Below are 12604 nucleotides of genomic sequence, written 5' to 3'. Positions count from 1 at the left end.
TCTGTCCGGCTGAACCTGTGGTACCTGCCGCCTGCATTTTTTTGAGCAGGCGGGCCACGGGCCTCAGTCGAGGTCCGGTCCTCCTTGCGCCCTCGCATTGTCGAGCGGGGGTCTCGATCATCGCTTCGGGCGCGTGTTGCGCCGCGAGAGCGACGGCGCGTGCGCGGATGGTGGCGCTGGCATAATGGATATGCTTATCAGTTGGACGGCGCCGCGACGGCGCGTCAGAAGCAACAACTCAGCCGGTCGTAACGGCTGCTCCAGGAGGAACCCATGGCAGACACTTCACGCCGCGAACTTCTCGTCGCCGGCAGCGCCGCCGCGGCGGCCGTGATCATGACGGACACGCAACCTGCCGCCGCGCAGGCCGGGCCGAAGCCGATCTTCGCCGTGCCGGCCACGACCATCCCGATCGCGGGTGACGGGGGCGTGTTCCCGGTCCGCCGCATCTACTGCATCGGCCGCAACTACGCGGCGCATGCGATCGAGCGCGGCTCCGATCCGAACCGCGAGCCGCCGTTCTTCTTTCAGAAGCCGACCGATGCGATCCAGAACGTCGCGGTCGGCGAGGTCGCCGATCATCCATATCCGTCGCTGACCAAGAACTATCACCACGAGGTCGAACTGGTCGCCGCGCTGAAATCCGGCGGCACCAACATTCCCGTCGAGTCCGCACTCGATCACGTCTATGGCTACGCCCTCGGCCTCGACATGACCCGGCGCGACCTGCAGAACGGCATGGCCGCCGAGAAGAAGCCCTGGGAGATCGGCAAGAGCTTTGATCATGCCGCCCTCATCGGCCCGATCCATCCGGTGGCGAAGGTCGGCCACTTCACCAAGGGCGCGATCTCGCTCGCGGTCAACGGCACGGTCCGGCAGAACTCCGATCTCACCAAGATGATCTGGAGCGTCGCCGAGCAGATCGCGAAACTCTCCGAGGCGTTCGAGCTCAAGGCCGGCGACATCATCTATTCCGGCACGCCGGAGAATGTCGGCCCGGTGGTCAAGGGCGACGTGCTACTGTGCAAGCTGGAGGGCCTGCCGGACATGTCGATTAAGATCGTGTGAGCGGGATATCCGTCGCACATCGTCGCTGACAAATGGACACCGCCGGTCGGGAGGGAGGTCATTGCCACGACGGCAGTGTGCTCCCTCTCCCCGTTCTTCACGGGGAGAGGGTTGGGGTGAGGGGCAGCTCCACGCACCAACCGAGCGATGAGTCCTCCTCACCCGGATCACATCTGGCGGTGCAATCCGGGGTCTCGCCGCGCGTGAGGCGCTCGCCTATGAGAACAAGAGGCTACCAACACCAGCACCCCTGCAAATTAGTACCTCCGTCATGCCCGGGCTCGTCCCGGGCATCCACGTCGTGCTCAGCATGCCGAACGACGTAGATGGCCGGGACAAGCCCGGCCATGACGATTTGGAGAGACTTGAGCGTAGAATTCAGGTCGTCAACCGCTGACGCTCTGCAATACGCGATCTCTACAAAGGGCGGCAGCCGCAGCCATCCCGCCGGATGCTGCGCCTGCCGCCGTGGCGCTCGCGGCGCCGCGCCTCTCATCACCCGTCCTGCACCCGCCATCGTTGTTCCCGCGCAAACAGACGCTGCCAGCCGTTCGCAAGTTTGTGGGCCGACAAAGAGCGCTCTCCCACCGCCACCTATCGTCGCCCGCAACAGGCAAGCGAACGAGGGCAGCCGTGGCCATCACCATCGAGATCGATCACGCCAGGACGCGCCGCATGGCGCCGGGGCAGGGGCAAGGTCAAGCCCCGGTCCAAGCCAAGCCGCAGCAGCGCGGACACGCGCGGTCGCCTCGCCAAGCCGGCGGTCCTGTGGTTCCACAAGGCGTCAAGGGGCCGATCCGCCGCCTCAAATGGCTGATCCTCGTCCTGACCCTCGGCGTCTACTACGTCACGCCCTTCATCCGCTGGAACCGCGGCCCGAACGCGCCGGACCAGGCGGTGCTGCTCGATTTCGCCCATGGCAGGCTCTATCTCGGGCCGGCCGAGATCTGGCCGCAGGACCTCTATCTCATCACCGCGGCGATGCTGCTGGCGACCTTCATCCTCGTTCTGGTCAATGCGCTGGCCGGCCGGCTGTGGTGCGGCTTCGCCTGTCCGCAGACGGTGTGGACGGACCTGTTCCTGCTGGTCGAGCGTCTCGTCGAGGGCGACCGCCGGCAACGGCTGAAGAACATCGGTGCGCCGCTGACCGCAAAGCGCGCGGCGCAGATCGCCACCAAGCACGTGCTGTGGATGATGATCGCGCTTCTCACAGGCGGCACCCTGATCTTCTACTTCACCGACGCGCCGGAGCTGCTGCGCGATCTCGCCCATGGCGAGATGTCGGCGACCGCATTGACGTGGACTCTGGTGTTTGCCGGCACCACCTACGGCCTCGCCGGCTTCGCGCGCGAGCAGGTCTGCACCTTCATGTGTCCGTGGCCGCGTCTTCAGGGCGCGATCTGGGATCCGGAGGCCTTCACCGTGAACTACCGCGACTATCGCGGCGAGACCCGGATGTCGGTGAAGAAAGCGGTCGAGGCGCGGGCGAAGGGCGAGCCGGCCGGCGACTGCGTCGATTGCGGCGCCTGCGTCGCGGTCTGCCCGATCGGCATCGACATCCGCCAGGGGCCGAGCTTCGCCTGCATCAATTGCGGCCTCTGCGTCGACGCCTGCGACGGCGTGATGGCCAAGCTCGACCGTCCGCGCGGGCTGATCGACTACGAGAGCTGGCGCAACATCGAGCGTGGCCGCGCTGGCGAGCTGCGGGTGTCGCGGCTGGTGCGCCCGAAGACGGTCGGTCTCGCGCTCGCCTGCGTGGCGCTGGCCGGCGTGATCGCGGTGTCGTTCGTCACCAAGACCACCGCCGTGTTGTCGGTGCAGCACGACCGCGATCCGATGTCGGTGCGGCTGTCGGATGGATCAGTGCGCAACGCCTACACCGTCAAGCTGCTCAACAAGTCCTCCGCTTCGCAGACCTTCAAGCTCGGCATCCGCGGCGTCGACGCGGCGCTCGCGATCGTCGGTTATGCCAAGGCGGATGCGATCGAGGTCGAGCCGGATGGTTCGGAGACGTTGCGCGTCACGCTGACCATGCCCGAGCCTGTGGAGGCCGACGTCACGTTCCAGGCGGTCGACGCCGCCGGGCAGGTCGTGCTGACCGCGCAGGACCGCTTCGTCAACCGCTAGAGGAGGACTTACAGATACGCCTTCGGCAACAACATGTGGATGCCCTTGTTGCCATCCACCATCTGGGTGACGCGCAGATTGCCGGCCAGCGAGCACAGCATGTAGGCCTGATTGCGCGACAGATTGGTGCGGGCGCAGACATGCTTGACCATCTCGCGCGTCGCCTGCTTGGCGGCATCGTCGAGATCCTCGTCGAGCCCGATCGACATCAGGTGCGTGGCGTTCTCGGCGAACGGCCAAGTGATATCCATGTCCTTGCGCACGGTGAGACGGAAGGTGCCGGTGACGCCGGTCTCCAGCGCGGTGATGCAGACCTCGCCGTCGCCCTGCACGCCGTGGCCGTCGCCGGCGAAGAAGAGCGCGCCCTCGTTGAAGACGGGCAGATACAGCGTCGTGCCCGGCCGCAGCTCCTTGTTGTCCATGTTACCGCCGAAGCTGCGCGGCACCGGCGAGCCGCACCGCCCCCACGCCGGCGGCGGCGCGGTCGCGATGATGCCGAAGAACGGATCGAGCGCGATCTCGGTGCCCCAGGGCATGATGCAGACCTGGCGGTCGTGGTCGACCTTGGGGTGGATCGTCTCGTAGTCGGTGAACTCGTCGGGGAGGGTGCCGAGCAGCGGCAGGATCGAGACGAAGCCCCAGTCCTGGCTGACCTTGACGTTGAGGATGTCGACCTGGAGCGTATCGCCGGGCTGCGCACCCTTCACATAAACAGGCCCGGTGATGAAGTGCGGGCCCGGCCCCTGGATCATGGTGTCAAGCGCGGTGAGATAGGCGGGGGGAACGATGCTCCGGTCCGCCGGCAGGGTCTCCTTGCCGCCGGCCGGGAACGAATGCAGCGTCACCGTGTCACCCGAGGCGACCTCGAGCACCGGCGGTGTCGTGCTGTCGAGATAGCCCCACACCATGCTCTCATGTGTCGCGGGAATCTCGTGGCGTTTGGACATGGGCTGGCTCCGTCAGGCTCGGTTCTCGGTGCTGATAACAAGGCAGGATGTGACGGCCCGCAATGCCAAAAACTGGTCAGCCTTGCTCAGGGTCCCGGCAGATCGGCGCGACGTCCGCCGCTGATGTCAATTTTGCCAATCGGTGACGACGCCCCGGCCGGTCCCGACGATCTCACGCCGTCGCGCTTGACCGGCGCCGCGGCGCGCAGATGCTGCGCGCGGTCGCGAGGGCCATGCGCTGCGCCACTACCAAGCTTATGGAATTCATGCGAGAATAGTTGTGTTGGCCGCGTAGGGGTCTGTGATCATGCGACGTTCCCTGCACACCGAGCACGAGATCCTGGTTCTGCTGTGCGAGGCGGAGTCGGGCGTTCCGATTGCCGAAATTTGCAGCACCGCCGGCGTGTCGCTGCGCACCTTCTATCGCTGGCGGCAGCGCTATGGCGGCCTTACGAGTCCTGCTCTGCGTCATCTGAAGGAGCTGGAGATCGAGAACCAGCGGCTACGTTCGCTGGTGACCAAGCTCGTCGAAGCCCAGCCGTCGGCGAACGCCGCGACCAAACCGGCGCCTGCGCCGCTGCGCCAGGACTGCGGCAGCACGCCCCATGGCGTCGCCGGTGCGCCGGGGCAGGCGCGCGGTGCCGTCATCGGCCGCTATGCCTCGGTGCGCTACGGCCGGTAACTCATCACTGTTCTGCTGAAACGATCATCGGCCGGATCGCTCCGGCCGATGATGTCGTCATATCGCTGCTCTCAGATCGCGAGCTGCTTGCCGATCGGCAGCGCGCGCAGGCGTTTGCCGGTGGCGGCGAAGATCGCATTGGCGAGCGCCGGTGCGAACGGCGGCACGCCGGGTTCGCCGACGCCGCTCGGCGGCGTGTCGGGATCCGCCGGCACGATGTGCACGTTCGTGACCAGCGGAGCCTCGTCGATCCGGACCACCGGATGGTCGTCGAAGTTGCGCTGCTGCACGCGGCCATTCTTGAAGCTGACCTCGCCGTATTTGGCGAGGCTCAGCCCCATGATCGCAGCACCTTCGAGCTGCGACTGGATGCGCTCGGGGTTGACGAACACACCACAGTCGATCGCGCTGTCGACCTGATGCACGGTCAGCTTGCCCTTGTCGTCGACCTCGACCTCCACGATGGTGGCGATGTAGCTGACGAAACTGCGATGCGCGGCGATGCCGAGGCCGCGGCCCTTGGGAACGCTGCGGCCCCAATTGCCCTTCTCGGCGACGAATTCGACGACGCGGCGCAGCCGCCCGGTGTCGATCGGGTAGCTCTCATAGGGCTCGCCGTAGTTCCAGAGATCCTTCACCGAAGCGAGCTTGACGATTCGCGGGCTGCCGATCAGTTCGAGCAGCATGTCCTTCTGGTCGCGGCCGGTGGCGGCGGCGATCTCGCCGACCATCGACTGCACGGCGAAGGCACGTGGGATGTTCGAGACCGAGCGGAACCAGCCGATGCGGGTCATCGCCTTGGCGGCGGGGTTCTCGCACTGGATGTTGGCGATCTCGAACGGCATGTCGACGAGGCCCATGCCGAGCTCGAACGGCGCGGCATGATCGGCGCCGGCCGCGAAGGTCGACAGGATCGTCGGCGCGACGCTGCGGTGACGCCAGGCGACGACCTTGCCGCTCTTGTCGAGGCCCGCTTCGATCCGCTCGACCGAGACCGTGTGCAGGAAGTCGTGCTGGATGTCGTCGTCACGGGTCCACTGCACCTTCACCGGCGCGCCCAGCTCCTTGGAGAGCAGGGCGGCTTCGAGCGCGAAGTCGCACTTCGACTTGCGGCCGAAACCGCCGCCGAGCAGGGTGACGTTGACGGTCACGTTCTCGATCGGGATCTGCAGCGTCTTGGCGACATCCTCGCGGGTCCCGCCGGGGCTCTGCACGGGCGCCCAGATCTCGGCCTTGTCACCCTTGACGTCGGCGACCGCGACCGGCGGCTCCATGCTGGCATGGGCGAAGTGGGGCAAATAGTACTCGCCGGTGATCACCTTGTCGGCCGACTTCAGCGCGGCGTCGGCATCGCCTTCCTGGCGCACGACGAGACCCGGCTGGCGTGCGGCGGATTCGAGCTCGGCGCGATAGGCGACGGAATCGTAGGCCGCATTTGGACCGTCGTCCCATTCGACCTTCAGCGCATCGCGGCCCTTGATCGCGGCACCCGTATTGCGCGCGATCACCGCCACACCGCCGAGCGGCTGGAACTTCGAGGGCCAGGGCCAGCCCTTGACCTCGAGCACCTTCTCGACGCCGGACACCTTGAGCGCCTCCGCCGGATCGAACGACTTCACCTTGCCGCCCGTGACCGGCGGCCGGGCAATGACCGCGTACTTCATGTCCGGCAGGCGGATATCGGCGCCGTAATGCGCCTTGCCGACGGTGATGTCGTGCAGATCGACGATGCTGACCTGGCCCTTGCCGAGATAGCGGAAGTCCTTCGGCGACTTCAGCGTGATGGCGTCGACGGCGGGCACTGGCTGATTGGCCGCGTCGGCCGCGAGCTCACCGAAGCCGAGGCGCTTGCCGCTGGCGCTGTGCACGACCTCGTGGTTGACCGCTTTCACCTCGCTGGTGGGAACGCCGAGCTTCTTGGCTGCAGCCGCCTCCAGCATCGCGCGCGCCATCGCGCCGATCTGGCGCATCGGCAACAGATAATGCCGCGTGCTGCGCGAGCCGTCGGTGTCCTGGTTGCCGAACTTCACCTCGTCCCCGGGCGCCTGCACGACGCGGACCTTCGACCAGTCGGCTTCCATTTCCTCGGCGACGATCAGCGGCAGGCTGGTGCGCACGCCGGTGCCCATCTCGGAGCGATGCGCGAGGATGGAGACGATGCCGTCGGGCGCGATCGACACGAAGACCTTGGGGTCGACCACGGTGCCATGCGGCATTTTGCCGGCGCCGGTTTCATAGGCCGCGAAGGCCGGCCGCGAGAGCAGGGGCGCTGTGAGCACGAAGCCGCCCGCGAGACCCAGCGTCTGCAGGATGGCGCGGCGCGAAACGTTCTCGATCTTCAGATGCCGCTCGAAGCCGCGGCGCGAGGTGGACTTCGCGGTGTCCGGATTTGCGATGATGGTCATGATCACACCCCCGTCGAGGCCAGATGAACCGCATTCTCGATGCGCTGATAGCAGCCGCAGCGGCAGATGTTGCCGGACATCGCGTCCCGGATCTGGTCATGCGACGGCTTCGGATTCTGGTTGAGCAGCGCCGCCGCCTGCATGATCTGCCCCGCCTGGCAGAAGCCGCATTGCGGCACGTTGACCTGCCGCCACGCCTTCTGCACCGGATGGTCGCCGGTCGGGTGCAGGCCCTCGATGGTCGTGACCTCGCGCCCCGCGACATCGGAGATCGCGGTGATGCAGGAACGCGCGGCCTCCTTGTCGACCATCACGGTGCAAGCGCCGCACAGCGCCTGGCCGCAGCCATATTTCGAGCCGGTCAGGCCAAGCTCGTCGCGCAGATACCACAACAGCGGCAGGCTCGGATCTCCATCCCAGCTCTGCTCCTGTCCGTTGATTTTCACCTTGATCATGTTCGCCCTCGTTTTGTCGGACCAATGGTCGTTGGTTCTGATCGTTGGTGGACGCGCGCAGGACCACATGTCCCATTCGCACGCGTCCAATGTGCACGCGCCGGATCAATTGGGAATTGTCGGAAAGCTGCCCATGATAGCAGACCGGCACAGGCATCGGTCTACACAGGCGCGTGTGTTCCCGGAGCACGCGAGCAGTGCGCGTGCAGCCCGTTGCAATGCAAACAGGGAACCTGGCGCGCTGCCGCGAGGGCAGCGGTGGCCGTTCAATCAGGACGACGGCAAAAAAAGAATGCCTCGCCAGCGTGGGGCAGGCGAGGCACCAAGTCTTCAGGAAGGAACGCTTCAGTTGTTACGCTTGGTACTCTGCGGCCCTCAGGCCGCCTTTGCTTTCGCCACGTGGGTGGCAATCGCATCCATCAGCGCCGGCGAAAGGCAGTCATAGGGCTCGAGCCCCAGCTCCTTCAGCCGCGCGCGGATTTCGCCCATCTGTTCCGGCTTCACGCCCGACTCGATCACCGAGGAAACGAAGGCTGCAAAGCCCGGTGCCGCCGAGCCCTGTTCCTGGAACAGCTCGGGATGGATGAAGTCGAGGCCGTAGAACGGATGACCCGTGTTCTCGATCCGGCCGTACATGTGCGTGCCGCAGCCCGTGCAGGCATAGCGCTGGATGACGGCGGAGGCGTCGACGATCTTCAGCTTGTCGCCGTTTTCCAGGACCGTGACGTTCTGCCGCGGCACCACGGCGACGACCGAGAAGGTCGCGCCCGACGGCTTCCAGCACTTGGTGCAGCCGCATGCGTGATTATGCGCGACGTCGCCGGTGATGCCGACCTTCACCGGCCGGTCGTGGCACTTGCAGACCAGGGTGCCGCCGGCGAAGTGGCCGCTTCCCTGTTTGACGCCGTTATCAACGGACGGGTGAATGTGGACAGTCATTGCGCAATCCTCCTCAGTTTTGCGTGGCTCGGGTCAGAACACGACGACGGAACGGATCGATTTGCCCTCATGCATCAGGTCGAAGCCCTTGTTGATGTCTTCGAGCGAGAGCGTGTGGGTGATCATCGGGTCGATTTCGATCTTCCCGTTCATGTACCAGTCGACGATCTTGGGGACGTCGGTGCGCCCGCGCGCGCCGCCGAACGCAGTGCCCTTCCAGACGCGTCCCGTGACGAGCTGGAACGGACGGGTTGCGATCTCCTTGCCGGCCTCGGCGACGCCGATGATGATCGATTCGCCCCAGCCGCGGTGGCAGGCTTCGAGCGCCTGGCGCATCACGGTGGTGTTGCCGGTGCAGTCGAAGGTGTAGTCGGCGCCGCCGTCGGTCAGCGCGACCAGGTGCTGGACGATGTCGCCGGTGACCTTCTTCGGGTTGACGAAATGGGTCATGCCGAAGCGGCGGCCCCATTCCTCCTTGCCGTCATTGAGGTCTACGCCGATGATCTTGTCGGCGCCCGCCATCTTGGCACCCTGGATGACGTTGAGGCCGATGCCGCCGAGGCCGAAGATGATGACGTTCGCGCCGGGCTCGACCTTCGCCGTGTTGACGACAGCACCGACGCCGGTGGTGACGCCGCAGCCGATGTAGCAGCTCTTGTCGAACGGCGCGTCCTCGCGGATCTTGGCAACCGCGATCTCCGGCAGCACCGTGAAGTTGGAGAAGGTCGAGCAGCCCATGTAGTGATAGATGGTCTGACCCTTGTAGCTGAACCGCGAGGTGCCGTCGGGCATCAGGCCCTTGCCCTGCGTCGCGCGGATCGCGGTGCAGAGGTTGGTCTTGCGGCTGAGGCAGCTCTTGCACTGGCGGCATTCCGGTGTGTAGAGCGGAATGACGTGGTCGCCGGGCTTGACGGATGTCACGCCGGGGCCGACCTCGCGCACGATGCCGGCACCCTCATGGCCGAGGATCGAAGGGAAGATGCCTTCGCTGTCGAAACCATCGAGCGTATAAGCATCCGTGTGGCAGATGCCGGTCGCCTTGATCTCGACCAGGACCTCGCCGGCCTTCGGCCCTTCGAGGTCGACCTCGACGATCTCCAGCGGTTTCTTGGCTTCGAAAGCGACCGCGGCGCGCGTCTTCATGTCTCAAACTCCTGTTTCATTCTCTCGAGGCCGCGACCCTGCCCAGGGAAACTGTCCAGGCGCGGCCTTCGTCGGTCATTTCTTGCCCATGCAGGAGTTTTCCGCTTCCGTATAGGCTGGCGGCTTGTCCTCGTGCTTGGCCGGGCGGACGCGTCCCACTGCGTCATTGCCGCGGGCGCGCAGGTAGATGTAGAGGTCGTCCATGTAGCAGGCGACGTTCGGATTGTCGCCGAAAGCCGGCATGACGTTCTCTTGAGACGTGCTGACATTCTTGCGGCCGCTGGCGATGGTCCCGATGAAATCGCCGTAGCTCATGGTCTTGACCGAGTCCTTCAGCGCCGGAGCGTAAGTCGACCCCATGCCGTCGGGTCCGTGACACACATGGCATTCGGAATGATAACGGCGGTATCCGGAGTAGGTGTACCAGTCGACCGTTCCGTCGGCGCCCACCTTGTAGGTCGGAATGCCGTCTTTATCGAAGTACTTCCCATCCTCGGACTTGACGGCCGCAGGATCTCCGGGGCCCTCGGCCCAGGCATTTTCGGCGACAGTCATCCCGCCGGTTGCCAGGATCAGAGCCGTGGCGACCGCAAACCAGATTCTACGCAAGGGCGTCTTCCCTTAATTTTTTTGGGTAGGCGAACCGGCGCATGGAGCGATCCATGCGCCGGAAGCAGAGGCTCTAGCTCACTGCTGCGGCAGCGAGAACACGGTGAGCGCGCCACCGAGTGCGGTGTAGTTGCTCAGCGCCGCGTAGCCGCCGACGGCACCGAGACCGGCGGTCGGATCCGTCAGACCCGCCGCGAGACCGATGCCGGCCCAGCCGCCGACACCCGAGAGCACGGCGACGTACTGCTTGCCGCCAGCTTCGTAGGTCGTGACGTTGCCGATGATGCCGGACGGGGTCTTGAACTTGTAGAGCTCCTTACCCGTCTTGGCGTCGACCGCCTTGAGGTAGCCTTCGAGCGTTCCGTAGAACACCACGCCGCCGGCCGTTGCGAGCGCACCCGACCACACCGAGAACGGCTCCTTGTTCGACCAGGCGATCTTGCCGGTCTTGCCGTCCCAGGCGATGAAGTTGCCCATATGGGTCTCACCCTGAGGCGGATACATCGACAGGGTCGCGCCGACATAGGGCTGACCTGCGGTGTAGCTCACCTTGAAGGGCTCGTAATCCATGCAGACATGGTTGGTGGGGACGTAGAACAGCTGCGTGTCCGGCGAGTAGGCCGCGGGCTGTTCGTCCTTGGTGCCGAGCGCCGCCGGGCAGATGCCCTTGGTGTTGACGTCCTCGCCCTGCTTGTCGGTCGAGTACTGATCGACGACCTTCGGACGACCATAGGTCGCCGAGTTCTTGTCCATGTCGACGCCGGTGGTCCAGTTCACCTTCGGATCGTACTTCTCGGCGACGAGCAGTTCGCCGTTGGCGCGGTCGAGCGTGTAGGCGAGACCGTTACGATCGAAATGGGTCAGCAGCTTGCGCGGCTGGCCGTTGATCGCCTGGTCCGACAGGATCATCTCGTTGACGCCGTCATAGTCCCACTCGTCGTGGGGCGTCATCTGGTAGACCCACTTCGCGACGCCGGTGTCGGCATGACGTGCGAAGATCGTCATCGACCATTTGTTGTCGCCGGGGCGCTGCTTCGGATTCCAGGTCGAGGGGTTGCCCGAGCCGTAGTAGACCATGTCGAGCTGCGGATCGTAGGAGATCCAGCCCCAGGTGCAGCCGCCGCCGGTCTTCCACTGATCGCCCTGCCAGGTCTTCAGGCTGGAGTCCTTGCCGACGGGCTTGCCGAGCGCGGTGGTGTTGGCGTCGAACAGGATCTGGTCATCCGGACCTTCGGAGTAGGCCTTCCAGGCCTGCTTGCCGGTCTTGATGTCGTAGGCGGTCATGCTGCACTGGACGCCGAACTCGCCGCCCGACGTGCCGACCAGGACCTTGTCCTTGACGACCAGCGGAGCCGACGTGCCGGTCTGTCCCTTGCTCGGATCGCCGTTGATGGCGGTCCAGACCTGTTGGCCGCTCTTGGCGTCGATCGCCACCAGCTTGTCGTCGGCCTGGTGCAGGAAGATCTTGCCGTCACCATAGGCCACGCCGCGGTTCACCGTGTCGCAGCACATCACCGGAATGACGTTCGGATCCTGCTTGGGCTCGTACTTCCAGACGATCTTGTTGTCGTTGGCGAGATCGATCGCGTACACCTTGTTCGGGAACGGCGTGTGCACATACATCATGTTGCCGACGATGAGCGGGCCGCCTTCATGGCCGCGCAGCACGCCGGTGGAGAAGGTCCACGCGACCTGCAGCTTGCCGACGTTCTGGGCGTTGATCTGGTTGAGCTTGGAGTAACGCGTGTTGGCGTAATCTCCCGCCGGCATCACCCAGTCCTTCGGGTTGGCCGACATCTTGACCAGCTCTTCGCTGGCAAATGCGCCACCCGCGGCGAGCGCCGCGACTGACGTCAGACATGTTGCGAGCAGTACTCTTCGCATCGTCTTTCCTCCCGGGTTCAACTGAGGTTCCGCATCGCGCGGCCCAGTATTCGTTTTCGGCATCATTGATTATCCACTTCCCAAACGGGAAACTTGCCCAAAAGAGAAAAGCACTTGCTCAAGAGTGAAGCGAATAGAAGTTTTTGGAGAAGATTTGCTTTGCTGGTCCGCAACATAAGATGCGTTCTTGCTGCGCAGCACCAATTTGAAGCGTCCGGTTCCACCGAAGGTTGATGTTCTTCTTGACCTTACAAGGACGAAGGCGGAGGATCGTCGAGGGCGCTTTATGGAACAGATACGTCGCGAGGGATATCGCGGCCTTAAAATCGGAGTAATCTGCCAGCA

Annotated in this window: 10 protein-coding genes; 3 read left to right on the top strand and 7 right to left on the bottom strand. The window is 64.9% G+C overall.

All coding sequences use genetic code 11. From position 1 onward, the window contains the following. The first annotated feature begins 273 nt into the window (after positions 1–273). Positions 274–1068 carry a fumarylacetoacetate hydrolase family protein gene (locus tag NLR35_RS32805; protein ID WP_257170681.1) on the top strand — a complete coding sequence of 265 codons (795 nt, stop codon included), beginning with the start codon at positions 274–276 and terminating at the stop codon, positions 1066–1068. Positions 1069–1701: 633 nt separating this feature from the next. Continuing rightward, on the top strand, positions 1702–3195 hold the full coding sequence (gene ccoG, locus NLR35_RS32800) for a cytochrome c oxidase accessory protein CcoG (RefSeq protein ID WP_257170680.1): 1494 nt from the start codon (positions 1702–1704) through the stop codon (positions 3193–3195). Positions 3196–3203: 8 nt separating this feature from the next. On the opposite strand, the gene NLR35_RS32795 is transcribed toward ccoG, so the two are convergent. Continuing rightward, entirely contained in the window at positions 3204–4142 is a 939-nt protein-coding gene (locus NLR35_RS32795; RefSeq protein WP_257170679.1) for an acetamidase/formamidase family protein, read from the bottom strand. A gap of 307 nt (positions 4143–4449) precedes the next feature. On the opposite strand from NLR35_RS32795, the gene NLR35_RS32790 reads away from it, so the two are divergent. After that, on the top strand, positions 4450–4824 hold the full coding sequence (locus NLR35_RS32790; protein ID WP_257170678.1) for a transposase: 375 nt from the start codon (positions 4450–4452) through the stop codon (positions 4822–4824). 71 nt (positions 4825–4895) lie between these two features. On the opposite strand, the gene NLR35_RS32785 is transcribed toward NLR35_RS32790, so the two are convergent. The 6 genes from NLR35_RS32785 to xoxF5 form a co-directional block, all read right to left on the bottom strand. Further along, complete coding sequence (locus tag NLR35_RS32785) at positions 4896–7229, bottom strand: xanthine dehydrogenase family protein molybdopterin-binding subunit (RefSeq protein ID WP_257170677.1); 2334 nt, start codon at positions 7227–7229, stop codon at positions 4896–4898. A 2-nt stretch (positions 7230–7231) separates the two neighbouring features. Beyond that, on the bottom strand, positions 7232–7684 hold the full coding sequence (locus NLR35_RS32780) for a (2Fe-2S)-binding protein (RefSeq protein ID WP_257170676.1): 453 nt from the start codon (positions 7682–7684) through the stop codon (positions 7232–7234). 375 nt (positions 7685–8059) lie between these two features. Then, on the bottom strand, positions 8060–8623 hold the full coding sequence (gene gfa, locus NLR35_RS32775; RefSeq protein WP_257170675.1) for an S-(hydroxymethyl)glutathione synthase: 564 nt from the start codon (positions 8621–8623) through the stop codon (positions 8060–8062). A gap of 33 nt (positions 8624–8656) precedes the next feature. Continuing rightward, complete coding sequence (locus NLR35_RS32770) at positions 8657–9766, bottom strand: S-(hydroxymethyl)glutathione dehydrogenase/class III alcohol dehydrogenase (protein WP_257170674.1); 1110 nt, start codon at positions 9764–9766, stop codon at positions 8657–8659. Positions 9767–9841: 75 nt separating this feature from the next. After that, a complete protein-coding gene (locus NLR35_RS32765; RefSeq protein ID WP_257170690.1) occupies positions 9842–10321 on the bottom strand; it encodes a c-type cytochrome, methanol metabolism-related in 480 nt (159 codons plus the stop codon). 132 nt (positions 10322–10453) lie between these two features. Then, on the bottom strand, positions 10454–12259 hold the full coding sequence (xoxF5, locus tag NLR35_RS32760; protein WP_257170673.1) for a lanthanide-dependent methanol dehydrogenase XoxF5: 1806 nt from the start codon (positions 12257–12259) through the stop codon (positions 10454–10456). Positions 12260–12604 lie beyond the last annotated feature (345 nt).

The sequence above is a fragment of the Bradyrhizobium sp. SRS-191 genome (genome assembly GCF_024586915.1).
Classification (GTDB): Bacteria; Pseudomonadota; Alphaproteobacteria; order Rhizobiales; family Xanthobacteraceae; genus Bradyrhizobium.
Note: the sequence above shows the minus strand (reverse complement) of the source record. Positions and strands in the feature narration are given on the sequence as shown.

Coding starts and splice junctions, on each gene's coding strand:
- xoxF5 (WP_257170673.1), bottom strand. CDS start 12,259: ATGCGAAGAGTACTGCTCGCAACATGTCTGACGTCAGTCGCGGCGCTC.
- NLR35_RS32805 (WP_257170681.1), top strand. CDS start 274: ATGGCAGACACTTCACGCCGCGAACTTCTCGTCGCCGGCAGCGCCGCC.
- NLR35_RS32770 (WP_257170674.1), bottom strand. CDS start 9,766: ATGAAGACGCGCGCCGCGGTCGCTTTCGAAGCCAAGAAACCGCTGGAG.
- gfa (WP_257170675.1), bottom strand. CDS start 8,623: ATGACTGTCCACATTCACCCGTCCGTTGATAACGGCGTCAAACAGGGA.
- NLR35_RS32790 (WP_257170678.1), top strand. CDS start 4,450: ATGCGACGTTCCCTGCACACCGAGCACGAGATCCTGGTTCTGCTGTGC.
- NLR35_RS32795 (WP_257170679.1), bottom strand. CDS start 4,142: ATGTCCAAACGCCACGAGATTCCCGCGACACATGAGAGCATGGTGTGG.
- NLR35_RS32785 (WP_257170677.1), bottom strand. CDS start 7,229: ATGACCATCATCGCAAATCCGGACACCGCGAAGTCCACCTCGCGCCGC.
- NLR35_RS32765 (WP_257170690.1), bottom strand. CDS start 10,321: ATGACTGTCGCCGAAAATGCCTGGGCCGAGGGCCCCGGAGATCCTGCG.
- NLR35_RS32780 (WP_257170676.1), bottom strand. CDS start 7,684: ATGATCAAGGTGAAAATCAACGGACAGGAGCAGAGCTGGGATGGAGAT.